This window comes from Mariniflexile sp., from assembly GCF_052728615.1.
Genome location: NZ_JBFVFE010000005.1, coordinates 68,514 through 94,993, shown reverse-complemented (window position 1 = coordinate 94,993; position 26,480 = coordinate 68,514). Strand labels below are relative to the sequence as shown.

The 26,480-nt window shown below is 36.8% G+C and carries 16 protein-coding genes; 4 read left to right on the top strand and 12 right to left on the bottom strand.

Annotation, left to right across the window (positions count from 1 at the left end; translation table 11 throughout):
• Positions 1 to 4 precede the first annotated feature (4 nt).
• The 9 genes from bglX to ACU1LP_RS03645 form a co-directional block, all read right to left on the bottom strand.
• Entirely contained in the window at positions 5 to 2,293 is a 2,289-nt protein-coding gene (gene bglX, locus ACU1LP_RS03685) for a beta-glucosidase BglX (protein ID WP_445735598.1), read from the bottom strand.
• 7 nt (positions 2,294 to 2,300) lie between these two features.
• Complete coding sequence (locus tag ACU1LP_RS03680) at positions 2,301 to 3,776, bottom strand: glycoside hydrolase family 30 protein (protein ID WP_445735597.1); 1,476 nt, start codon at positions 3,774 to 3,776, stop codon at positions 2,301 to 2,303.
• A 21-nt stretch (positions 3,777 to 3,797) separates the two neighbouring features.
• A complete protein-coding gene (locus ACU1LP_RS03675; protein WP_445732813.1) occupies positions 3,798 to 5,228 on the bottom strand; it encodes a glycoside hydrolase family 30 protein in 1,431 nt (476 codons plus the stop codon).
• A 56-nt stretch (positions 5,229 to 5,284) separates the two neighbouring features.
• Positions 5,285 to 6,343 carry a glycoside hydrolase family 16 protein gene (locus ACU1LP_RS03670; RefSeq protein ID WP_445735596.1) on the bottom strand — a complete coding sequence of 353 codons (1,059 nt, stop codon included), beginning with the start codon at positions 6,341 to 6,343 and terminating at the stop codon, positions 5,285 to 5,287.
• A gap of 383 nt (positions 6,344 to 6,726) precedes the next feature.
• On the bottom strand, positions 6,727 to 7,662 hold the full coding sequence (locus ACU1LP_RS03665; RefSeq protein ID WP_445735595.1) for a hypothetical protein: 936 nt from the start codon (positions 7,660 to 7,662) through the stop codon (positions 6,727 to 6,729).
• Positions 7,663 to 7,784: 122 nt separating this feature from the next.
• Positions 7,785 to 9,854 carry a hypothetical protein gene (locus tag ACU1LP_RS03660; RefSeq protein WP_445730786.1) on the bottom strand — a complete coding sequence of 690 codons (2,070 nt, stop codon included), beginning with the start codon at positions 9,852 to 9,854 and terminating at the stop codon, positions 7,785 to 7,787.
• A 12-nt stretch (positions 9,855 to 9,866) separates the two neighbouring features.
• Positions 9,867 to 11,381, bottom strand: coding sequence for a RagB/SusD family nutrient uptake outer membrane protein (locus ACU1LP_RS03655; RefSeq protein ID WP_445735594.1), 1,515 nt, complete (start codon positions 11,379 to 11,381; stop codon positions 9,867 to 9,869).
• Between the two features lie 15 nt (positions 11,382 to 11,396).
• A complete protein-coding gene (locus ACU1LP_RS03650) occupies positions 11,397 to 11,636 on the bottom strand; it encodes a hypothetical protein (RefSeq protein WP_445735593.1) in 240 nt (79 codons plus the stop codon).
• A 25-nt stretch (positions 11,637 to 11,661) separates the two neighbouring features.
• Positions 11,662 to 14,517: a SusC/RagA family TonB-linked outer membrane protein gene (locus ACU1LP_RS03645; protein WP_445735592.1), complete on the bottom strand. Its 2,856-nt coding sequence runs from the start codon at positions 14,515 to 14,517 to the stop codon at positions 11,662 to 11,664.
• Positions 14,518 to 14,890: 373 nt separating this feature from the next.
• Between ACU1LP_RS03645 and ACU1LP_RS03640 the strand changes: the two genes are divergently transcribed.
• Positions 14,891 to 17,686, top strand: coding sequence for a triple tyrosine motif-containing protein (locus ACU1LP_RS03640; protein ID WP_445735591.1), 2,796 nt, complete (start codon positions 14,891 to 14,893; stop codon positions 17,684 to 17,686).
• Between the two features lie 24 nt (positions 17,687 to 17,710).
• Here ACU1LP_RS03640 and ACU1LP_RS03635 read toward each other — a convergent pair whose 3' ends face one another.
• Complete coding sequence (locus ACU1LP_RS03635; RefSeq protein ID WP_445735590.1) at positions 17,711 to 18,295, bottom strand: aromatic amino acid lyase; 585 nt, start codon at positions 18,293 to 18,295, stop codon at positions 17,711 to 17,713.
• A 227-nt stretch (positions 18,296 to 18,522) separates the two neighbouring features.
• Here ACU1LP_RS03635 and ACU1LP_RS03630 point away from each other — a divergent pair, with 227 nt between their 5' ends.
• Positions 18,523 to 19,554, top strand: coding sequence for a TlpA family protein disulfide reductase (locus ACU1LP_RS03630; RefSeq protein ID WP_445735589.1), 1,032 nt, complete (start codon positions 18,523 to 18,525; stop codon positions 19,552 to 19,554).
• 66 nt (positions 19,555 to 19,620) lie between these two features.
• Here ACU1LP_RS03630 and ACU1LP_RS03625 read toward each other — a convergent pair whose 3' ends face one another.
• Together ACU1LP_RS03625 and ACU1LP_RS03620 are read right to left on the bottom strand one after the other, a co-directional pair.
• Entirely contained in the window at positions 19,621 to 21,171 is a 1,551-nt protein-coding gene (locus ACU1LP_RS03625; protein ID WP_445735588.1) for an NAD(P)H-hydrate dehydratase, read from the bottom strand.
• Positions 21,172 to 21,580: 409 nt separating this feature from the next.
• Positions 21,581 to 22,243 (bottom strand): T9SS type A sorting domain-containing protein, encoded by a 663-nt coding sequence (locus ACU1LP_RS03620; RefSeq protein WP_445735587.1) that lies wholly within the window; start codon positions 22,241 to 22,243, stop codon positions 21,581 to 21,583.
• Between the two features lie 497 nt (positions 22,244 to 22,740).
• Here ACU1LP_RS03620 and thrA point away from each other — a divergent pair, with 497 nt between their 5' ends.
• Together thrA and ACU1LP_RS03610 are read left to right on the top strand one after the other, a co-directional pair.
• Entirely contained in the window at positions 22,741 to 25,185 is a 2,445-nt protein-coding gene (gene thrA / locus ACU1LP_RS03615) for a bifunctional aspartate kinase/homoserine dehydrogenase I (RefSeq protein WP_445735586.1), read from the top strand.
• A 169-nt stretch (positions 25,186 to 25,354) separates the two neighbouring features.
• Positions 25,355 to 26,275: a homoserine kinase gene (locus ACU1LP_RS03610; RefSeq protein ID WP_445735585.1), complete on the top strand. Its 921-nt coding sequence runs from the start codon at positions 25,355 to 25,357 to the stop codon at positions 26,273 to 26,275.
• Positions 26,276 to 26,480: the final 205 nt, after the last annotated feature.

Genomic DNA, 26,480 nt, shown 5'->3' with positions numbered 1-26,480 from the left:
TATTTTATTTACATTCAAAATAACCTTCTAAAACCGTTTTGGAACTTCCTCCAATAAAAACTTTAAAATCGCCGGGTTCCGTTTCCCATTTTTCATTGGCAGAATAAAACTCAAGCATTTTTCTATCAATTCTAAATGAAACCTGCTTGGATTCATTTGGTTTTAAAGACAGCATTTCAAATCCTTTCAATTCTTTTACAGGTCTGGCCAAACTTGCATACAAGTCTCTAATATATAATTGCGCTACCTCTTTTCCTTCAAAATTACCGGTATTAGTGAGGGTAAAAGACACTTCAATATCGTTATTTTCAGTTAGGCTATTGGTTGACAGTTTTAAGTTTTCATATTTAAATGTTGTATAACTTAAACCATAACCAAACTCATATAAAGGGTCGTTACTTTCATCAATATAATGTGACCAAAACACTGAATTACCTCCTGGATAAGTTGGTCTGCCTGTGTTTTTATGGTTGTAGTAAATGGGCACTTGACCAATATTTCTAGGAAAAGTCATTGTTAATTTTCCGCTCGGGTTATAGTCGCCATATAATACTTGTGCTATGGCATTACCACTTTCAGTTCCTAAATGCCAAGCTTCTACAATGGCTGGAATATTTTTATCGGCCCATTCAATGGCCAATGGCCTGCCGTTCATTAAAACCAACACGATGTTTTTATTTACTTTATAAACAGCCTCCAATAATTCCTGTTGCAGACCTGGTAAGCTCAATGAGGTTCTGCTTCGTCCTTCACCGGATTGAAATCCGTGTTCTCCTAAAACCATGATAACGACATCCTTGTTTTTGGCAGCGGCCACAGCCTCCGTTATACCTGTTCTATCCGTAGTATTGATTATGGTTTCTGTTGTAAAATTAGGTAAGCCCTCTGTTAGTTTAACTCCCATTTGATGGGTTATTGAATTACCGGTATATAATTGCAAACCTTCCATTAAAGAAACCGCAGAATTATCTGCCGCTTCACCTCTCCAACTTCCAAGCGGGCTATGTTTGTCGTTGCCTAAAGGCCCCATTACCGCTATATTTAAGCCTTCTTTTTTAAGAGGTAATAATTGGTTTTCATTTTTTAAAAGCACTATTGATTTTTTGGCTACATCCAATACCGCTTCATGAATTTTTTTGTTCCCTGTAATTTCCTTTTCTCTTGCTGAATTGCAGTATTTGTAAGGATCATCAAATAAACCCAGTTCAAATTTCACGGTAAGTATTCGTTTTACGGCATCATCAATCAATGCAATGTCAACCAATCCATCATTTACTAATTTTTCTAAATATTTTACATATAAATAAGATTCCATATCCATATCAGAACCTGCATTTACTGCCATTTTTGCTGCTTCTTCCCCATCTTTTGCATACCCATGCGTAACCATTTCGCCCATGGAACCCCAATCGGAAACTACAAATCCTTTAAAACCCCAGGCACCTTTTAAAATATCCCGTTGTAAAAATCTGTTTCCTGTGGCAGGAACACCATTTAATATATTAAAAGCATTCATGAATGTTTTAACATCGGCTTCAACAGCGGCTTTAAAGGGAGGTAATATGGTATTGTACAACGTAGAAATGCTTACATCTACGGTATTGTAATCTCTCCCAGCTTCTGCAAAACCATAGCCTGCAAAATGTTTTGCACACGCTGCAATGGTGTATGGTAATGATAGATTGTTTCCTTGAAAACCTTTAACACGTGCTTTTGCTATCAAGCTTCCCAAATAGGGGTCTTCGCCGGCACCTTCCATAACACGTCCCCAACGGGCGTCTCTTGAAATATCTACCATAGGAGCAAATGTCCAGTTAATCCCTGCCGAAGCGGCTTCCTCGGCTGCCATTTTTGCTGAGTTTTCAATGGCTTCCAAGTCCCAACTGGCGCTTTCGGCCAATGGGATAGGGCTTAATGTTTTATATCCATGGATAACATCGAAACCAATAATTAAAGGGATGCCCAATCTGGTTTCCTCTACGGCTATTTTCTGTACTTTTCTAACTTCATCAGCTCCCAAAACATTGAGCATGGAACCTACCAATCCTTTTTTTAAATGATCGTACTTATTGGCGGCATCACCTTCATTTGGTACGGGCCCCGTAACATCCCAAAACCCATTATATTGATTCATCTGACCAATTTTTTCTGACAGCGTCATCAATCCCATTAAAGAATCTACTTTTTTTGAAATCATCGAACTTTCAGAAGCATCCATTTTACTGATATTTTTGCTACAACTTGCCAAAACCACTATTAAAAAGAGTACTAATATGTTTTTTAATGTATTCATGACGGATTTATTTTAAAATGATGGTTTGAATGGCGTGTGGGGGCATCATTTGTTCTACATTTTTTAAATTTAAACTTAGGTTATAAGGCATTTCATTATCCGATTTATTCAGTATGACAACAACAATACTTTGATCTTCATTAATAAATGCCGTAGAAAGCAGGTTTACACTATTTGAAATACTTGCTATTCTTTTGGCGCCTGGACGAATGAATTTAGAAAAATGCCCTATGTAATAATAGGCGTTTGTGAAAGTTAGAGCGCCTGTTTTTGTATTGCCAAGTACGGGCGAAAAGCAAAAGTTACCCACGTGGTTTGGGCCTCCTGTTTCATCCAATAGTATATTCCAATCGGTCCATGCCACTGTGCCGTTATTAAAATCATTGATCATGGATATGCCATATCTTTCGGCTAATATGGGATCGTTGGATTCGGCTCTGGCTAAATCAAACTTATCATTACAACCTTCGGTAAAAATTAAATTTTTATCTGGATATGCCTTATGTACATCTTCTACGGCACTAAACAATGGGACGCCACTTCTCCAATCTTCATACCAATGAAAACCAATGCCCCAAACATATTTGGCAGCTTCTGGGTCGTTCAAAATAGTGCTGGCTCTTTGGTAAAGCAAATCGCGATTATGATCCCAAACTATAAGTTTTTTATCACCTAAACCTTCTTTTTCTAAAGTAGGACCTAAATTGTTTTTAACAAAATCACGTTCATCTTCCGCAGAATAAATACAAGATTCCCAAGTTTGTTTCGCCATGGGCTCATTTTGAACCGTTAATCCCCAAATTGGAACCCCTTCTTTTTCATAGGCCTTTATGAATTTAACAAAATAATTAGCCCAGGGCTGGTAATACGCTGGCAAAAGCTTGCCTCCTTCTAGCATATTATTATTTGTTTTCATAAAAGCCGGTGGGCTCCAAGGACTTGCATACATTGTTAATTTACCTCCTGCTGCCTTAATGGCCAGTTTTGTAAAAGGTAAACGGTATTTTTTATCATGATCTATATTAAAGGTTTTTAAATCTGTATCGCCTTCGTCAATATAGGTATAACTGCCGCTTGAGAAATCGCTGCTATGTATGGTTGTTCTTGCCAAGGTGTAGCCAATACCTTTATCGACACTGTAATAAGCATCCATAAACTTATCTTGATTTTCTTTAGTCAGTTTAAAATAGGTTTCGGCCGATGCATCTGTTAAGGCCGCACCAATGCCCAAGAATGTCTGGAATGTCTTAGTTGGATCTACCACTATGGAAACTTCAGATTCCAAAGGTTGCTTGAAATTGCCAAATGCTAAGGTATCGGCGGTAAGCGACAACTTTATATCGGTCCCTTGAACCGTAGCATAGATTTTGGATGTATTGTAGCTGTAGCTGGTTTTAACGGGTTGGCTTATAGCTACATTTTTTTTCTGTACACAACTAGAAAAAGAGATGGCTAAAATCAAGGCTATTATTAATTTATTCATTTTTGTCTTTATTAAAATCTTTTATTGCCAAATAAATGTTCCAACGGAGCCTGCTTCCAAAGAAGCTATTACCCAATTGCCATTATATTCTATGTTAAACAATTCGTTGGCAGTTCCATCATTTACAACCACTAAAACTTTTTTACCGTTGGGCGTTTTAAAAGCTGCATTGTACAAATTTCCTGCTATACCACTTGAAATCCTTACAGAGCCTGCTGGAACAAATTTGGAAGCATGCCCTATAATATAGTACCCAACATTTTGAGTGTAAGATGAACTGCTGGTAATTGTTATAGCTCCTTTACACGTGGTACAACCACCTTCTGTGTGTGGGCCAAAAGAGGCGTTGTTTGCTAAATTCCATTCAAGTGCCGTTTTACTCCAATTACGCATAGAACCGATGATCACATTTTTTAAATGCCACTTTAAGTCGCCACCAAAATCGCCATCGCTTGGGGTGTATTGCTCGGTAAAATACAGGTCTTTATCAGGATGTGCATTTTTAACCGTTGTTAAGGCACTGATATCCCCGTTATACAAATGAAATGCAGAACCCGCAATATATTTTTTAGCTCCAGCGTCATTCAAAACCGAAATAGGATACTGTGGGTTATCACTATTATGATCCCAAATAATAATTTTTGTAGCTATGTTTGCTGCTTGAAAAGCAGGTCCTAAATAATTTTTAATAAAATCGGTTTGTTGTGGCGCAAACATTAACAAACTAGGGTTATTGCCCGCATTTAATGGCTCATTTTGCGGCGTTATGGCATCAATTGTAATGCCTTGTGCCTTCATTGCTTGAATATACTTTACAAAATATTGAGCATAAACTCCATAATATTGGGGTTGCAAACTACCGCCAATAGTACTACCATTATCTTTCATCCAAACAGGAGGCGACCAGGGGCTTCCCAATATTTTTATATTTGGATTGATGGCTAAAATTTCTTTTAAAAGTGGAATTAAATTAACCATATCCGGAGCCAAACTAAATTGGCTTAGATTAACATCAGTTTGACCAGAAGGCATATCGTTATATGAAAACGTTGAACTATCTAAATCTGAAGACCCAATGCTTAACCTTAAATAACTTATTGAAATGGAGTTTTCGTTTGAACCGAACAGCTTTTGCAATAATTCCTGTTTTTTTGATGCTGACAATTGGTTAATAACTTCGGCACTTCCGCCTGTTAACGTAAAACCAAAACCGTCTATAGTTTGAAAAGTTTGGGAATCATCTACTTGAATGGTTGCATAGGTGTTAAATGTACTGCCAAATGCTAAAATCAGATTTTGCTTTTCAAGTTTTGTTGACCCATTGGATTTTGTCAACCAAAAATCGACTTCATTTTCAAGTTTTGGAGGTATATCTATGGGTTCGTCTTGATTAGATGATTTACTACAATCAATAAAGGTTATTATCAAAGCTATAACAACTATAAACTTCATTTTATTTAGATTTTTGGGATTCATATCGTATTGCAACCAGTGTCAATTTATACTTATTATTGATATACTCTAACATAATCAACTTCCATTGTCGATTGGGTAAAATTAGGGTCGATAGCGCCTCCAAGACCGCCGCCCATGGCTACATTCAATATGATGAACTGTTTGGCATCAAAAGGCCATGTAGCACTGTTTCTTGTAGCTGGCTTGTACCTATAATGCTCGATGCCATCTACTGAAAAAATCAATTCGGTAGTTGTCCATTCCAGGCCATACACATGAAATGCTGTTGACACATTGGCCACATTTTGGGATCCATAGTTTTGGGTATTACCAAAGCTGGAGGGTGTATGTACGGCACTTTGAACTTTTCCTTGGTTATTTCCAACATGTTCCATTACATCAATTTCACCACTAGCGGGCCACCCTAAAGTGCCCACACTGGAACCTAACATCCAAATGGCGGGCCAGGTGCCCCCACCGGTTGGGAGTTTTGCCCTTACCTCAAGTCTTCCGTAGGTAAAATCAAATTTACCTTGGGTAAGCAGTCGTGCCGAAGTAAACTCAGTACCTTCATAATTTTCTCTTTTTGCCGTGATTTTCAAAAACCCACCTTCAACCTTCACATTATCAGACCGACTGGTGTAATATTGGGATTCTCCATTTCCCCAACCATTATCACCTCTTCCAATATTATAGCCCCATTTGCTGGTATCTGGACTTCCCGGATTATCAAACTCGTCTGACCATAAAAGGCCTGAGTTAATTTTTACGGTAATTGAAATACCTTTGGAAACTTGCTTATCTGCATTGTAAGCCGAAATATATATTTGATAGGTTTTAACCCCAGAGCCTGCATACGTATAGGCCAGCGTGTTTGAGGAGGTTTCAATTATTTCATTATTGCCTAAATTAATTTTAAAACTGGTGGCATCTTCGGCAGAAAAATTAAAAATAACTTTACCGCTCCCGTCGCCATTCGGATTTGAAGCATCAGAACCTACAAGGATTGCTTCTATTGTTAAATTGGAAGGCGTTGCAGTAATCTCTTCATCAGAGGAAGACCCCCCGCAAGAAATTAAAAGAAAGATTAGCAAGCCGCTAAAAACAGTCATTTTAAAGTGATTTATGAAATTAAACATAGAACTTATATTCATTATTTTGATTATTATAGATAATTTACATGGACCTGGTTTAAACTTTTTTAATTGAAGCGAAATCCCGATAGCTATCGGGAAGAGGTTTTTTGCTCAATTGAAGGCTTTTTTGAACAGCATAGCATCGTTACGGAGTTATAAAAAGACGAAAAGTGAGGGAAAAATATCATTTTGCAGCCAATTGAAAAAAGTTTAAACCAGTTCATGGATAAAAAAGGGAGTGGTAACGACTCCCTTTTTATTAAACAAACTAAAAAAATTACGATATTTAAATTATGTGCTATTAATATTATTGCAAATCAAACACAAGTGCCATTAATTTGCTTTTTAACTTTTGCTTTTTATGGTGCCGGTTTTAACTTTAAATACCAACTATTACCGGTTTCAGTTCCTTGAACCCTTAAATACATATAATTTTCAGTGATTTCTAAAATTTCATATTCATCAAGTGTTGCCCCATAACCTATAACCGTATTACGGTCTGCCAGTTTTATACTGGTTTGGGTTGAAGGCTGGCTGGCCGGAATCCCTGTACTTGCTGGCACAAAATTAAAACCAGAGGTTCCTCCTGTATATTCTGAATAACACCCTTCATCGCCACTGGCTGGTATTCCTGGAAGGTTTGTTAAAGCACCTGTTTTGGTAAAAACACCATCAGGAGCATTCACATTTAAGCTAAAAGTTCCATTTGCATTTTTAGTAAATGTAAATTTGGTTGAATAGAAACAACCACAACATGCCAGTTTTTCATCTACACCTGCTGTCCACCAAATAGGAGCAAAATTTTCCCAAGGTCCCACACCTAAATGGCCCGTTACACTTTTGTCAACTATCCACGCTTTAGAGCTGCCATTTGTTAAATTGGTTACAATGGATGCAGCTGGAACAAAGTCACTTCTTACCATAATATCCTTTGTTAAATTGGAAGAAACACCTCCTTTACCGTAAGCTACAACCGTAATTCTATAAGTGTTAGTGCCAGGGTCCGTAAATTTTTTGTTCACTGTACCTCCTTTTAAAACAGCTAAATTTACATCGCCATAATCATCCAATTTATTATAGCCAATATGGTAGGTTATGGCATTGTCTGCAGTTACAGCAATGATCACTTCCCCTGATCCATCTCCATTTGGAGTTGCATCGCTCTGCCCAACAATTTCCGTATTTATTACCATATTGGAAGGTGCACTTAAATCTCCAAACTGGTAGCTTTCCTCTCCGCAACCAACAAAAAGGGCCAACAGAAAAAATCCTATTATATATTTTATATTTTTCATGTGTTTATATTTATTGTTTTTATCCCGATAGCTATCGGGAGCCACATGCTACTTCCATATAATCATTTCCTTGGGTATCGAAAACTCGTTATGGAAGTTTCATGTTTTATTATTTTTTTAAATTACTTAACCAGTTTAAAAGTCCAGTACCCTACTCCATAATAAAGCACCAATGTCATTGTATTGTTGTTATTAGAAAACGCAACATCGTAGGTAATGGAGCCTGGAGCATTGGTTGGTGTTGAAAGTTCACCACCATTATATGGTTTTGGAAGTCCTAAATAAGCGCCCGTTCCAGTAACTGTAACAGTACCAGCACTTTTATTGTAAACATAGGTGGCTATTGCCGACCCATTATGAGGTGCTACAGGAGTTCCACACCCTTCAGTACCTTGCCAAGTTTCAATCCAGGTACTACCTCCTAATATATTTTTGAATGACCCATTTGCAGAAAAAACATATTCATCGTCAAAAAGACAAGCTCTTGTTGCAACATCACCTGCACTATTTCCCCACCAATTGCCAGAGCCATAGGTGTCTCCCACCTTTAGTGCATTGGCTTCTGGAGCCAGTTTCCAGTTTCCTACAATAGGAGACACCTCTCTTACAAGTTTGAAAGTCCAATAACCCACTCCATAAGCAAGAACTAAAGTCATGGTGTTATCATTATCTGAAAGTACCACATCATAGGTAATGGAATCCGGGGCATTGGCTGGATTGGAAAGTTCGCCGCCGTTATATGGTTTTGGAAGCCCTAAATAAGCACCTTTTCCTGTAATGGTGATTTTGTTCAAAACCTCATCATAGAAAAATGATGCTGAAGCTGAACCATTATGTGGTGCTACTGGAGTTCCGCAACCTTCGGTTCCTTGCCAAGTTTCAATCCAAGTACTGCCACCCATCATATTTTTAAAGGATCCATCATTGGCAAAAACATACTCATCATCAAAAAGGCACGCTCTTGTTGTAACATCACCCGCACTATTTCCCCACCAATTGCCAGAGCCATAAGTGTCTCCCACTTTTAGTGCATTAGCCTCTGGAGCCAGTTTCCAAGTTCCCGCTAATTTTGACGGTGCGGACGGTGCTTTATAAAAATAAATGTTATCTGCAAAAAAGCTTCCAGTACCAGTAAATTTAAATTGGTGAATGTTATCCAACGCCAATCCTTGATCTGTAAAATAGGATAATGGAATATCAAAACTATTCCACTGATCTGCCAACAAGTTCAATGTATAAAACTTTTCGTCTGCCGCAGCTATTCCAACAGGAAGGGGATAAAAATTTATTGCATTTGCAGTTGCGGACCAAACGTCTATGTGCAAGGTTTTCATGGAAGTTACGTTTTGTGGGGTACCAATTTGTATGCCCTGATAATTTAGATTGCCATATTGCAACATGGCATCCCCATTCAAATTAAAAGCATTATAAATAGTAGTTTGCCCCCAATTTGGGTTAAAATCACTTCCTGCAATATTGGCGTAAGCATTGCTGAACACTGAAATATAATCTGTGGGAACTCTTCCTGGTTGCGCTGGTGCCGATTTTATGGGTTGCAAAATTTCGGTTACTTCAAAATCGGTTGCAATAAATTCCGTAGTTTCTATGGCCCCACCTTTCAATACAATTTTAATAGTGTACGTACCTGCATTGGCATATACATAAGAAACCGTGTCTCCTACATTTCCGGAACGAATGGTTTCAACACCGTTTTCAATAAAATACACATCGAAAAACATGGCATATTTAGTATCATTAGGCACAGTAACATTTACCTGTTTCGATTTTGTGGCATCATTGGCAACAATTGGCATGGCGCCAAATTCCGGGGCTTTAAAAGAAACTACAATATCTTTTGTAGCTTCGGATTTCAATCCGGTAATTCCATAAGCCGTTATAGTAACTGTATAATTGCCCTCTGCATAGTTATGGTTTGCAACCTTACCTGGTTTCACTTTAGCAGGTGTTGTAGTGGCGTCGCCATATTTAATATCAAATGATGCGACCCCTTCTGCACTAGGCGCTATGGAAACAAGACCGGTGTTATCTTGAGTGATCTTAAACAACGCCGAAACGTTTGTTGGAGCCACAGCAGTACCTACAAAATCTGTACTACCAAACTCATCCTGGGTACAACTCCAAAAAGCTGCAATTAAGAGTATGGTGCTTAAAAAATATTTTAATGCTTTCATATATATCAATAATTAATTGTAGTTAGGATTTTGTATTATTTTCGTGTTTTCCAGTTCTTTATAAGGAATGGGGAAAATTTCGTTTTTACCGGCAACAAAGCCTCTACTGGCCAATACGGTGGCTGCTTTTCCTGTTCTCACTAAATCGAACCAACGATGGCCTTCGCCTGCTAATTCCAATCTGCGTTCCGCCATAATAGCGTTTAGTGACACCGGAACGGAAGCCAAACCAACTCTTGCCCGTACGGCATCCAATAATGCTTGCGCTCTGGCGCCTGTACCCCCTAAAGCTTCCGCTTCCATTAAATACGTATCCGCCAATCTGATGACATAAGAATTTTGTCTGTAATTTAAAACAGCATCACCAGCAAGCGTGGTTACATCGGCATTTGTTGGCATAAATTTTCTTAGAAAATACCCTGTATCTTGGTTGCCAGGAATATAGTCTGCATCGCCAGCAGCTTTTAAGGCTTTCATATCCAGTACGGTTGCATTAAATCTTGGGTCTGTTTTCAATAAATCATACAAATCTTGGGTAATGGGATTAAAACTCCAACCCGCAGCAATATCCGGTGCCGATGGATTATTTCTTGAATAGGTTCTTGGGCCCACCATAACGTTATACGAATTTCCTTCGTCGGTACCACTGCCCCAGTTGCCCCATCCTGCAAGACTTTGGTTGGTATGTGCCACTTCTAAAATAGACTCCGAATTAAATTTATTGCTAACGCCCCATAATTCACCAAAATTGGCCAATAAGGAATATCCATATTGGCTTGTTGCACCTGGGGTACCGTTAACTTGTGCAAATTGGGCAGCTGCCAAGGCATTTTTGCCTTCATACAAATACACCTTTCCTAGTAAGGCTTGTGCAGCTCCTTTAGTAAATCTACCCGCTTCGGTGGCTTTATCAATAGTTCCCGGCAAAGCAGGGATGGCTTCCAAAAGATCTTTTTCTATTTGTGCATAGACGTCTTCTGGATTTGCTTGGGTAACTGAATACATTTCAGAAGGGTCCACAGGTGCTGTTAGTAACGGAATGTTTTTAAACATTCTTACCAAGTTAAAATAGTAGTTTGCCCTTAAAGCTTTGGTTTCGGCAGTATATCTACTAATTAAACTGGCATCCATGGGCACATCAGGTAATTTTAAGAGTAGAATATTAGCCCTAAAAATTCCTTGGTAATGATCGCTCCAATAACTATTTGGCATAGAGATTGAATTCATTTTATAACCTGAAAAATCCTGTAAACCTTGACCATCGCTGGCATTTCCTCCACCTGCGTAATGGTCGTCAGAACCCGAGTTCATCATGGCCAACATATTGTCAAAACCTCCTGAATTTTTACGCATCACGTCATAAACTGCCACAAGTCCAGAAAATGCTTGACTTTGGTTTGCATAATAGGTGCTGGAAAGGAATTGCCCTTTAGCTTCAACGTCTAGATAGTCGTTAGAACACGATAAGAATGTACCTGTAATCAATGCGCCTGCAACAACTAAGTACTTGTATTTTTTTAGTTTCATAATTCCTGGTTTTTATTAAAATTGTAAGTTAATACCAAACATAAAAGATCTTGCTTGCGGATAATACCCTCTATCAATGCCTAAAATGTTTCCACCAATTTCCGGGTCGTACCCAGTATATTTGGTAAGCGTTGCTAAATTTTCGCCAGTAACATACAGTCTTAGTTTTTCAGCACCAATGGTGCTGGTTACCGATGAAGGCAACGTATAGCCGATTTGAACTGTTTTAAGTCTTAAAAAATCGCCATTTTCCAAATAGAAATCTGAAGCTTTGCTAAAGTTACCATTGGGATCTGAATCTACTAACCGTGGAAAGTCGTTTGAAGTGCCTTCCCCTTGTCCATCTACTTAAGGCCACAGATGAATAATTGGCTGTTGGAATGTCCAATCTGCGTAGGCCTTGGAAAATTTTGTTTCCTGAAACACCTTGTGCAAATACCAGTATATCGAACCCCTTGTAATCTGCATTTAATGTTAAACCGAATGTTAATTTCGGTATGGGGCTACCAATAAAGGTTTTATCATCATCGGTTATGCTTCCATCGCCGTTAGTATCTACCCATCTAAAATCGCCAGGGCTTGCATTTGGTTGGATTATTTTTCCTTCAGCATTCGTATAAGCCGCTACATCGGCAGCATTTTGGAAAATGCCATTGGTTCTAAACCCATAAAAGGAATTGTAGGCTTCCCCAACTTGCGTTCTGGTAATGGGCCCCATGGACTGAAACGATCCAATTCCGGTCGTAATGAATTCTTTATCATTACCTAAAAAAGTAACCTCATTTTTTAATGATGAAATATTGCCATTAGCCGAAAAATTCAAATTACCAATAGTTTTACGATACCCCAATTCCAATTCAAGACCTGAATTTTCCATATCTGCCACATTTGCCAATGGGCTTCCGGTAGCACCAACATAACCTGGTATATCATTATACTGCAAAATACCAGATGTTGTTTTTTTGTAATAATCAAAGGTAACGCTTAAATCATTAAACAATTTGGCCTCAAAACCAATGTTTACTTGCGCTGTTTCTTCCCAACGCAAATCTGGGTTATCCGGCGCATTTGGGCTGTAACCGGTTTCAATATTAATTCCATCTTGGCCAAATGTATAATTTCTACCACCACTAATAAGCGCTAAATATCCAAAATCCGGAATCCCATCATTACCAACAATACCATAGCCCCCTCTAATTTTCAGTTGATCTACAACAGCGTTTTCCTTCCAGAAGTCTTCTTTAAACATATTCCATCCTAAAGAAAAAGAGGGGAAAATACCATATCTATTGTTCAGTCCAAATCTTGATGAACCATCTCGACGGATAATACCCGTAAAAATGTATTTTTCATCGTAATTATAATTTAGCCTGGAAAATAAAGAAACCACTTTACGCTCAGTTCCTGTATATGAACCAGCCGTTTTTTGATCTGCTGGAATATCAAAATTAAATGAAGCATCCTTACGATAGGTAACAGGTAAATCGGTGTACGATACACTTACACCACTAGAAATATTATCAACGTAAACCCCTTGTCCTAACATGACCGTAAAGTCGTGTTTTTCAATTTGTTTACTGTAAGAAACCGTGTTTTCCAAATTCCAACCAAAACCTTTATCCCTGTTTCTACTTAATCCATTCAATAACCTGGAATTATTGGCATTTAAATAAAATTCCGGTGTATAACTTTCACTGCCCCAATATGACAATTTAACCCCAACTGAGGATTTAACTACCAAACCTTCCATAGGCTTAACTTCTAAAAAGGCATTTCCAACAATATCATCAGACCAACCATAGTTTCCTAGTCTAGTTTGGATATATGCCAATGGATTGGTCATTTCTTGGGCAACCACAGAAGAAATCCCATAAGGATTTCCGTTTGGATCCCTAAACACAGGATTTGTGCTATATGGAGGCGAATTTGCAATTACAGGATCGGTTACCACTGCCGGTGTTAAGGGATCTAGATTTATAGCTGAGCTTAAAGGCCCTCCAAACTCACTGTTTGTATTTCCTAAACCTACCTCCGTTTTATGGGCATAACCCAATGTTTGCCCAAACGTAAATATTTTTGATATTTTGTGGGTAGAGTTCAATCTGAAATTCTTTCTGTTAAAATTTGAGATTTCCGTTGAAACGATCCCCTCTTCATCCCATAAACCAAAGGAAGCATAGAAAGTCGAGACCTCATTACCTGCGCTCAAACTAATTTCATGCGAAGAACGCATAGCCGAGTTGTTAAAAATCAAATCTTGCCAGTCTGTTCCTCGTCCTAAAGCCGTTAAATTTGGATAAAGAACCGACCCGCCTGCCGCAACAGATTTCTCGTTCATTAAACCGCCATATTCCGAAGCATTTAATAAAGACAACCTTTTGGCAGGTGCCGAAATACCTGTAAATCCGGTGTAATTTATCTTTACTTTTCCTGATCGACCGCTTTTGGTAGTAACCAAAAGCACCCCAGAAGCTGCACGTGCCCCATAAATTGCCAAGGAAGCTGCATCTTTCAATACTTCAATGGACTGAATATCAGACTGATTCAAATATCCAATACCGCCACCATCTACAATAACGCCATCTACTACCCAAAGTGGACTGTTACCCCCATAAGTATCAAAAGTGGTAATACCACGCACCCTTACCGTTGATGAAGATCCTGGTTGACCAGAATTTGATGCAATTACTACACCCGATACTCTACCTTGAAGGGACTGTTCTATCCTTTGGATGGGCAAGCTTTCAAGATCGCTTGCCTTTACACTCGAAATGGCGCCAGTAACAACACTCTTCTTTTGAGTACCATAACCAACTACTACAATTTCGTCCAAAGCCTCTTGGCTTGGTTGCAAAGTAACGGTAATTTCTTTTCTCCCATTTATAAGCTCCTGAACGGTTGTATAACCAATATAACTAATTACTAGTGTACCACCGGAAGGAGCTTCTAATTCAAATTTACCATCAAAATCTGTACTCGCTCCTTTGGAAGTGTCCTTTAATATAACAGAAGCCCCTGGAACAGGCAAACCACTTTCATCCAATACCGTTCCTCTTACTACAAGGTTTTGAGCCTCCATATATATGGAGAACAGTAGGGACAAAAAACATAAAACATAGAGTTTTTTTAATTTCATTTTTTATTAATTTAAGTTAGTTTAAGTTGAATGAATTGTTAATTCGATATAAAATTACATCAAATAATGTGAATTTAAAATTTAAAATTTATTACAAAAACACATCATGTTAATATTTTAATTATATAAAAACACATCATATAATTTTTATTTAATTGATTATTAGTATTTTAAAATTATAATTATATTATTAATATTTTGTTAATTTTACATTATAACACTACATTGGCTAATATTTACAATTTGTAGCCAAAAAACAACTTAACAACACGCTATGCCATTCAAAAAAAATATTAAGAAATTAATTCTATCCCATTTTTTAATAATTGGCTTTTTATTGGTCTCGGCGTTATTTAATGGCCAGAACAAAAACATGGGATTACCTAACATTAAGAATTATCAAAAAACAGATTACCAAAGTGGCACGCAAAATTGGTGTATAGACCAAGACAACAATGGGAATGTTTATTTTGCCAACAACAATGGGCTTTTGCAATTTGACGGCACCACTTGGCGCAATTACAATATACCCAACACAGCCAATATAAGGAGTGTGAAAATTGATGATAGTACAGGTAGGATTTATGTTGGTGGATATAGCGAATTTGGATACTTTAAATCGGATGATAATGGTAATTTAACTTATGTTTCGTTGTCAAAGTTAATTAGCAGCGTAGATTCTAAATTAGCCGATTTTATTTGGAAAATACATATTTTTAATGATGAAGTTATTTTCCAATCTTTTCAAATGGCCTATGTTTTTAAAAACGATACATTAAAAATATTGCAAGCCCCTAACCGTTTCCAATTTTCTTTTCAAGTAGAAAACAAACTTTACTTTCAAGACATAGCATCAGGAATATTTCAATACGAGAACGGAATTCTAGCTCCCGTAAAAGGCACAACTTTTTTTAACAATTCTGAGATATGGGGCATTTTTGCTATTCCGAAAAACAGATTACTGATTGCTACTTTAGAAAAGGGTCTTTTTGTTTATGAAAATGGAGAAGTATCCGTTTGGAAAACCGAGGCCAATGTGTTTATTAAAAAAAACAGTGGCTTAGGAGGAACCATCAATGGGCAATCCGTAATATTGAATTCTGTATTGGATGGCATGATTATTTGTGATTTTGAAGGTAAAATAATCCAGCACATCAATCTTAAAAAAGGGCTTCAAAACAATACGATCCTCAGTTCGTTTATTGACAACAAAAACAACCTTTGGCTGGGTCTTGACAATGGTATATCGTATATCAACATTAACTCGCCCTTCACTTATTTTGGTTCTAGCCATAATTTAAGCACCGTATATGCTTCGGTAGTCCATCAGGATTTTTTGTATGTAGCAACCAATCAGGGTGTATTTTACCACAGTTTAAACCGTTCATTTTTGGATGACACTTTTACATTGGTTGAAGGTACCACAGCACAATCATGGAACATTCAGGTAATAGACAATGAGCTAATCTGTTCCAACAATAGAGGTGCATTGATTATTGATAACAACAGGGTCATTAAAATTTTGGATCCTATTGGCTATTTTGGGTTTAAAGAAGTGCCTAACCGCCCAAATATTGTAATTGGCTCAAACTATGGAGGGTTTGCCATTTTTGAAAAAACAAAAAATGGATTGGTTTATAAAAATCAAATTGCAGGATTTAACCAATCGTCAAACTCTTTTGAATTGGATGATACTTACCTATGGCTCCATAGGGACCAAATACTTTATAAGATGGAAATTTCTGATGATTTAAAGACTTTCAACTCTATAAAAGCCATCTCAAACTTAACAAAAACCGACCGCCAAATAAATAGTTTACAAAAAATAAACGGTGAAGTTTATTTTCAATCAAACAATAAATTTTACACCTACTCTCGGGGGCAAGATTTGTTTTTTGAAGATAAAAAAATAAGTTCCCTATTTAAAAACACGCCTGTAATCAATTCAATGACAGAAGACCCCAAAGGTAATTTATGGTACACTTTTGATGAGTCTTTAGGCTTGTTAATGAAAAACAAAAACAGGGATTATACAAATATCATTGAGCCATTTGCAAATTTAACCGGGAATATGGTTATTAATTATCTGTCCGTAAATACTATTGGTTCAAAAAGTTTTTTTATTGGGTTAATTAATGGGTTGGCACTCTATGATTCAGAGTTTTTGCCTATGGATGCTGATAAGCCAAATGTATTTATAAGGAGCTTTTCTTATGGGGGCCATACTTTTGTTCAAGGTAATCCGCAAGAAAAATCAAGAGCACTAAGCATTCCTTATAAATCCAATAATGTAAAGTTTACATTTTCTTCTCCCGAATTTGAAAATTCTGAAAGCATACAGTATTCATATCAGTTATACCCTTTTGATAAACAATGGAGCAACTGGTCTACATTGGCTGTTAAAGAATACACCAATCTTAGAGAAAACGACTATAAAATGAATGTTAAGGTAAAAAACAGTTATGGTATTGAATCTGATGCAGCCGTTTTTACGTTTAGCATTTTACCGCCTTGGTACAGACATTTTTTAGCTTATATTTTTTATTTGTTGCTCTTTTTATTAAGTTTTTATATCCTTTCTGTGGTTCAAAAAAGGATTTTGAGAAAAAAGCAATACTACAAGACCATTGAACAAAGAAAACTTTATTTAGAAAAGGAAACAAAAATTAGAAAAGAACAATATGAATTGGAAAAGGAAATAGAGAAATTAAACAGAAAGCAGCTCCAAACAAAAATTCTTGCCAAGGACAAAGAGCTTGTAAGCAATTCATTGCAAGTGGTTAAAAAAAATAAAGTTTTAAATGGAATTATAAATAAGTTGAAGGATATGGATGTGGAGACCTTAAATGAGGACAACAAATTTCAATTAAGCAAGTTAAAAAAGAGCATCATAAAGGAAGTGAATACAGATAAAAGCTGGAAACATTTAGAAAAACATATAAAAAATGTGCATTTTGATTTTTTAAAACGGTTACAGGAAAAATATCCCGATATATCACCTCGAGAGCTTGATTTGTCAACTTATTTATTACTCAACATGTCTACCAAAGAAATTGCAGAAATCATGAATATTTCGAACGGAGGGGTTGAATTGGCCCGCTATAGACTGCGTAAAAAACTAAAGCTAAAAAGAAGTGAGAATTTAACTGGGTTTTTAATGACTATTTAAAAATCATTGTTGTCCGGGGAAGAATCAAGACCGCTTCGCTGACAGTCGCGATAGCCATGCGGGTACAAATATTTTATTACTGTTTGATTTCAGTATTGTTCGATTAAAAATCACATTTCCTTTCCCAATTAAAGGTAAAGACAAATGTGCCAGTGGTACTAAGTCGCCCGAAGCACCTAGCGACCCTTGGGTAAAAACAATGGGCAAAATACTGTTGTTGTAAAAATCGATCAGTCGAAGTACGGTTTCCAACTGAATGCCACTATGCCCGTAACCCAATGCCTGTATTTTAAAAAGGAGCATGAGTTTTACAATGGAGTTGGGCACACGTTTACCTGTTCCGCAGGCATGCGACCTCACTAAATTCTCTTGAAGCACCGTTAAGTCTTCCTTTAAAATCTTCACGTTGTACAACGCACCAAACCCCGTGTTGATGCCATATAAAGGCTTGCTTCTGGTTTTCAGCTTCTCATCTAAATAACGTCTGCAATCCACGATTCTTTTAGATGAATCACCGGAAAGTTGGAACTTTTTGCGTTCAGACACCATACTATTTATAGTGTTTAAATCCAAGACCTTATGGGATATGATGTGGTATTCAGCGGACATTCAAATTTAGTTTCATTCAAAAAAAAACAAATATTTATTACAAATTACTCAAACAAATGTTAATATTTAACAAAATTTGAGGGTTAAAATTATTAAATCTCTATTTTTGGGTTCACAAAAAAAAACATACATGAAACGAGCATGTTAAAAGCATTATCACCCAAGGGAATGATTAATGGCGAACAGTCCCGATAGCTATCGGGATAAAAAACAATAAGCATAAACACATGAAAAAACTACTTTTATTAACTGCCGCTATTGCTATACTAGCTTGCAAAGAAGAACCTAAAAACTATGTTACCTTATCTGGAAAAATTACCGATCAAAATAGTGATTCCCTTGTGGTTAGATCGCGCACTTACTCCAAAACGATTAAAGTAAATGCGGACGGTACTTTTAAGGACACTTTGAATGTAGAAGCCGGTGTTTACAACTTATATGATGGTAACGAATCGGGTTCCATTTTTTTAAGAAACGGATTCGATATCAATCTTACTTTAGATATCAAGCAGTTTGATGAAACCATTGCGTATTCTGGAACTGGTTCTGAACACAGCAATTTTTTAGCCAAAAATGGATTAATGCAGGAAAAATTATTCGATTTAAAGGCTTTAAGCGATTTAGATATGAATGGTTTAGAGGCTAAATTTGTTGAATACAAGAAGACGCTTACCGATTTTTACGATTCAAACAAAAATGTGGATACCTTAATAACCAATGGCTTGAAAAAAGATTTAGAGCCGATGCTGAATTTCTACAAAGGGTATTTGGCTGAATCCATTGATTTAAAAACCCAATTACCCAAAGGTGCAGCATCTCCGGTATTTGAAAGCTATGAAAATTATAAAGGAGGCAAAACATCGTTGTCCGATTTAAAAGGAAAATATGTGTATATTGATGTTTGGGCAACTTGGTGCGGGCCATGTAAAGCGGAAATTCCATCTTTAAAAGCTTTAGAAAAACAATACCATGGAAAAAACATACAGTTTGTAAGTTTATCTATTGATGACGATAGAAGCCACGGAGGTTCTTGGGATAAAGCCCGCGAAGATTGGAAGGCGATGGTTGCCGATAAAGAATTAAGTGGCATTCAATTATTTGCGCCCAACGGGTGGCAATCGCAATTTGTTTTGGATTATAAAATAAAAGGGATTCCTCGTTTTATACTCATAGACCCCAATGGAAATATTGTAACGCCAGATGCACCAAGACCTTCTAGTGCTGACTTAACAGAATTGTTTACTTCATTGAACATTTAAATTTTGCCACGGATACACGAATGATTTTATATCATATCCCTGGCTAGTTTTTTAAAGCAGCGCAGCCTATTTTTTTCCCTCTTCCACTTGAGCCGGCGATTGCTCTGGCTGTTTAAACAAATCTTTATAAGCTTCGCCTAAATAGTCAATAACATGACTTGCTATCAAGCTTTGGTAACCGTAATCCTCAACTGCAATATCTGCCGATTTTCCATGTAAATACACCCCAAAAATACCGGCGTTTAATGGGCTGTAGCCTTGTGAAATTAAACCTGTAATAATTCCTGTTAATACATCGCCACTTCCTGCGGTTGCCAATCCTGGGTTTCCTGTGGAATTTACATAAAGTTTCTGTTGATATACCGTAATGGTATTGGCACCTTTTATCACAACAATTAAGTTATGCTTTTTTGAGAAATTTTTTACTTTCTTTAGCTTATCAAAATCGTCTTTCCATTTGCCTATCAATCGCTCTAATTCCTTTGGATGTGGGGTTAATATGGTTTCTTTTGGCAATAATTTCAATAAAGTATTCTTATGTGCCAATATATTAATACCATCGGCATCAATAACGAGCGGCGTTTTGTTTTTCTTTAAAAATTCTTCAAAGGCTTTGATGGTTTTAGCATCGGTCCCTACTCCTATTCCAAATCCAATTACAGTTGGCGCTATATTGAAATCCATTTTGGTTATTTTTTCTTCATCAGAATCCGTAATCACCATAGCCTCGGGGAATGAAGACTGTAAAGGGACATACCCACATTTTGGAACATACGCAGAAACCAAACCCGCACCAGAAGACAAAGCGGCTCTGCTCGATAAAATAACCGCGCCAATTTTGCCGTAACTACCTCCCATAATCAAGCTATGGCCAAATTGTCCTTTATGCGAAAATTTATCTCTTGGCTTATATAGAGACAATACTTCGTGCTTTCCAATTAACTCTGCTTCTGTTGTAGTTTCCGATAAATAATTGATGTCCAAACCAATATCCAAAACTTCCCATTGTACGCTATACTTTGCGGTTCCAGGTAAAAAGAATACCAATTTAGGGGTAACAAAAGTTAAAGTATAACCTGCCCAAACCACCGCATCTTCATCGGTTGGTACTTTATCTGTACTCAAGCCAGAAGGAATATCAATGGATAATGTAAAGGCCTTCGTTTCCTTAAAATGAACAAACAAATCTTTTAACCAACCATCAACAGGCCGGTTTAACCCAATGCCAAAAATGGCATCCACAATAATATCTTCCGGGTTTATTTCCGGAAAATCTTCTTTACAACTTAAAAGTATGGGCCACTGTTTTGTAGAATTTTTAATACGGTCGTAATTGACCAAAAAATCCTTGGAACGCTTGTCGCTGCAATTTACGACATACGTTTTTACGTTATATCCGTCTAAAATTAAATATCGTGCCAATACCAAGCCATCGCCACCGTTATTGCCAATGCCGCAAAATATATGAATGGGCACTTGGGCTCCTTGCAAACGTGCATGCATCCAATTAAAAATTTGCGCTCCGGCACGCTCCATTAAATCGGTTGATGAAATATTTTGACGTTCTACCGTTACCTGGTCGCCTTCATAAATTTGTTCTTTGGAAAATATTTTCATCTGTTTATATTATTTGTTTTTTATTGTTCATCCCGCTATCGGGACTGTTCGCCATTAATCATTCCCTTGGGTGATAATGCTTTTAACATGCTCGTTTCATATAAAAATGGTATTTCTATTTAACACTAATATTACGCATTTTAATAGTTTATTGGTCTCATTAGTTAGTAAAAATTATGGACTTTATTTCATTTCGATTTGGCTTCTAAAAAATTTTAACCGCAAATTGCTTCGCCTATTCGCTATCGCTCGGGTCGCAAATTAATTATAAAAGTTTTATGTGTTTTACGCAAATTTCACGAATCAGACTTTCAGTCTGCGAACCAAACGATAACTTAACATAAAAAAATCCTTAACTCATATAGTCAAGGATTGATTTTGGGTTTTAGATTTTGGAATTTAAATACGGTTATTCCTTTATAAACTTAATTATTTCAAAGTCTTCTAATTTTAAAAGGTACAAACCGTTGTTTAAAAACCGTACATCGATTTTGTTGTTATAAGATATGCTCCCTCTCATCAATTCTTTACCTGTCATGTTGTAAATAATGTAATTTTTTGTTTCCATTAAACCCGAAAGACTAATATAACTGGTTGATGGGTTGGGATAGGTTTTAATTCTGGCCTTTAAGTCGATTTTGATATTGGACAATGTACTGGTATCGATGGTACTCAGGTTGCCATAAGAGGTACCGTTAACGCTCGTAGCATAAGGCCGCACATAATAAATAGTGTTGTTCAATAAATTTCCTAAGGCATTACTAAATGTTTCGTTACCCATTTCAACAGTAATTTTAGTATCGGAAATGGTTGGAAGCTCTACAGATGTACTGTAAACAAACCCCATTTCTATAACAGCGGACTCTTTAGTATCTATAATCTCGCCGGTCATATCAATTTCATTGGTCGTGTTGTTCAAACCAGCACTACCAGTCACATTTGGCAGTTCAATTCCTTTTATTTTTGAAGTTAATTGACCGACAACCGGAATGTTGGTTTGAGCCTGAATAAGGACTGTGAAAAATAAGAATGGAAACGCAAAATTTCTTTTAAAGCCTATTTGGGGTGTCATCTTGAAGGATTTTATATGAATTAACATTGCAAATATATGAAAATAACTATACAAATTACATTTTATCGTATAAATATGTATTTAAACGATATTTTTAATTATTATTGTGGGAGTTGATCTGGTTTCAGTTCAAAAAAAAAACCATAAAATCACTCTTGATTATTAAAGATTTTTCAATTCCTATTTTAAAAAGCTAATAATATTAAAGGAAAGTTCTAGGAATATAAGAATACCGTAAAAAAGAAATTTTAGTTTTTTTATAAGGGGAAATGTAATACTTTTGGATTCTACTACATAAGGTACAATGAATCATTCAAACCAAAATACCAGTACTACCCTTATTTTTTCTGTAAAAAGGAATGCTAACATTTTTGGAACCACTACTATTATTACCACCCTTTGGGGTTGCTAATTATATATTCTTTGGGCTATCTTTGTGATTTTTACAATTACAACATCTTTAATATTTCATTTAAATCATCAATTCATTAAAACACATGAAGGTTTTAAAATTTGGAGGAACGTCGGTAGGTTCTTCAAAAAACATAAATAACGTTATTGGCATTTTAGAGAATTATGCTAAAAAAAATAAAGTGGTCTGCGTCGTGTCGGCAGTTGGCGGTATTACCGATAAATTGCTTGTAGCGGGTAAACAAGCACAAAATAAGGACACGGCATATATTGATACGTTTAATTTAATAAAAGATATCCATTTTAATATTGTTAATGAGCTTAATCTTGAAAAAAGTTCTCCCATTATAGCTTTTATAGATGAAAAATTAAACGAACTTAAAAGTCTGTTGGATGGTATCTTTTTAATCAATGAATTATCCCCCAAAACATCCGATAAATTGGTGAGTTTTGGCGAATTATTATCGTCTTACATCATAGCTGAAACCATGAAAAACCGTGGTCTGTCTGCTGAAAGCAAGAATTCGCAGGAACTCATGGTTACAAATTCTAACTTTACCAAAGCGGAAGTTGATTATGCCATTACCAATAAAAACTTGCAGGCATATTTTAATACGGCATCCCAACAAATCACCATACTTCCCGGGTTTATATCAAAATCAAAAATAGAAGAGCAAACCACTTTGGGCCGTGGCGGGTCGGATTTTACTGCGGCCATAGTTGCTGCGGCTTTAAAAGTGGAGCAATTGGAAATTTGGACCGATGTTAGCGGTATGTTCACAACCAACCCGAAATTGGTAAAACAAGCCTACCCTATCGAGAAAATCTCCTATCAAGAGGCTATGGAATTATCGCATTTTGGCGCTAAAGTGCTGTATCCGCCAACGGTACAACCGGTTTTGGACTTGAATATTCCCATTCACATTAAAAACACTTTAGAACCCGAAGCTGCTGGCACCATTATTTCCAATGAAGAAACTATTTCTACATCGCCTGTAAAAGGCATCAGTAACATTGGGAATATTGCTCTATTAACGCTCCAAGGAAGTGGTATGATTGGCATTCCCGGGTTTTCCAAACGTTTGTTTGAAACACTTTCGCAGGAAAAGATTAATGTTATTTTAATTACGCAAGCTTCTTCTGAGCATTCCATTTGTTTGGGAATTGATGAAAATGATGCCGAGGTAGCCAAATCAGCTATTGATGCTACCTTTGATAATGAAATCGCTTTACATAAAATAGACCCGATTATTGTTGAAAAAGACTTGTCTATCATCGCTTTAGTGGGCGATAACATGAAAAACCACCAAGGTATTAGCGGTAAAATGTTCAGCACGTTGGGTAAAAACAATATTAATATCAGAGCGATTGCCCAGGGAGCTTCCGAGAAAAACATTTCGGCAGTTATTCTCCAAAGCGATGTTAAAAAAGCCTTGAACACCTTGCACGAACAGTTTTTTGAAAGCAAAACCAAACAACTTAATGTATTTATTACGGGCGTTGGCAATGTGGGCGAAAAACTGGTAGAGCAAATAAAACAACAACGCAAATACTTAAAAGAAAACCTAAAAATCAACTTACGCGTTGCGGGATTATCAAACTCCAGAAAAATGGTTTTTAGTGAAGAAGGTATCGATTTAACCCATTGGAAAGAGCAATTGGAAAACGGTGAGCAAGCAACTTTGGATGGCTTTTTCGAGAACACAAAAGCCTTAAACCTTCGCAACAGTATTTTTGTGGATGTTACTGCTAATAAATATGTTGCAGGTTTGTACGAAAAATATTTACGCCAAAGTATTGGTGTGGTGGCGTGTAATAAAATTGCATGTTCCAGCGATTATGGAAATTATAAATTATTGAAGCGTTTATCGCTAAAATACAATGCGCCCTATTTGTTTGAAACCAATGTGGGCGCTGGTTTACCTATTATCGATACGTTAAATAATTTGATAGCTTCAGGCGATAAAATCACGTCAATCCATGCGGTGTTATCAGGTAGTTTAAATTTTGTATTCAACAATTTTAACGATTCAACCAAGTTTTACGATGTGGTTAAACAAGCGGCTGCCGAAGGTTACACGGAGCCAGACCCAAGAATCGATTTAAGTGGCGTAGATGTGGCTAGGAAAATACTGATTCTTGCACGGGAAAGCGGTGTGGAGATGAATTTAGAGGATATTGAAAACACACCTTTCTTATCAGATTCTGGTATGAAAAGTGATTCGGTGGACGATTTTTACCAAACCCTTATTAAAGACGAAGCCCATTACCAGGGGTTATATGCTTCCGCAAAAGCGAACCATTGCCAATTAAAATATGTGGCACAATTTAACGATGGCAAAGCAAGTGTTGGTTTACAGGAAATACCTAACGACCACCCGTTTTATAACCTAAAAGGAAAAGATAATATCGTGATGTTCTACACGCAACGCTACCCAGAACAGCCTATGATCATTAAAGGTGCTGGAGCGGGTGCCGATGTAACCGCCTCTGGTTTGTTCGCCGATATTATTAGAGTTGGAAATGATTAAAAAAGACATGAGAATTTAGAAAAGAGAATAAAGATGAGAGCGTAAAGATTAGAGAATGAAGAATTGGGAAATAAGACACCGCAATAAAGTCCATTTTCCTTTTTCTCTTTTCTTTTCTATATTTTCTCTTTTCTTTCCTCTTTTCTCTATTTTCTTTTTTCTATAGAAAATGAACGAAATAAAAATATTTTCACCAGCCACTGTAGCCAACGTCGCTTGTGGGTTTGACGTGCTAGGTTTTTGCTTGGACAGTATTGGAGACGACATGGTAATTAGAAAAATCGATAAAAAAGGGATTTATATCACTAAAATTGAAGGATTCGATTTGCCTTATGAAGCAGAACTAAATGTAGCCGGTGTTTCAGCATTAGCGATGTACGAAGCTTTTAAGCCCGATTGCGGATTTGAAATTGAAATCCATAAAAACATAAAACCTGGTAGTGGTATTGGAAGCAGTGCCGCCAGTGCGGTTGGCAGTGTTTTTGGAATGAACGAACTTTTGGGAAGACCATACAACAAAACCCAATTGACCGAATTTGCCATAAAAGGCGAGGCATTGGCCAGCAAATGCGAGCATGCCGACAACCTTGCCCCTGCCCTATTTGGTGGTTTCACCTTGGTTAAAAGCATTTCTCCTTTACACGTATTGGAAATTCCATCACCAGATGATTTGTACACCACTATCATTCACCCACAAATTGAAATAAAAACATCCGAAGCTAGAGCCATTCTTCCTAAAGAGGTGTTGTTAAGCAACGCGATAACACAATGGGCGAATTTTGGAAGTTTAATCCATGCGTTGCACACCGACGATTATGGTTTGATTCAAAAATCACTGCACGATGTGATTGTAGAGCCTTATAGAAGCCAGCTCATCCCACATTACAACGAAGTAAAAACCGAAGCTTTAAAAGCCGGTGCCTTGGGTGCGGGCATTTCAGGTTCAGGACCTTCAATATTTACTTTAAGTAAGGGTATTGAATCTGCTAAAAGAGTAGCCGATAGCATGAAATCCGTTTACTCTAAAACAGGAATTGAGTTCGATATTCATATTTCTAAAATTAACAACGAAGGAGTAAAAATATTATAAAAATAGTCATTGCGAGGCAACAGACAAAAAAAAAATATCAAGCGATATTGTTGACAATTAAATTGAATTTGAAACTGAAAATTTGAAAGTATGGATTGTCCCCTGAAGGAGACTTTAGGGGTGTTTTTAAAATTTGAGTGATATTTAAATAATTGAAAATCAAATATATAAAATACTTGTCAATGGTAGGAGGCACGTCCCGATA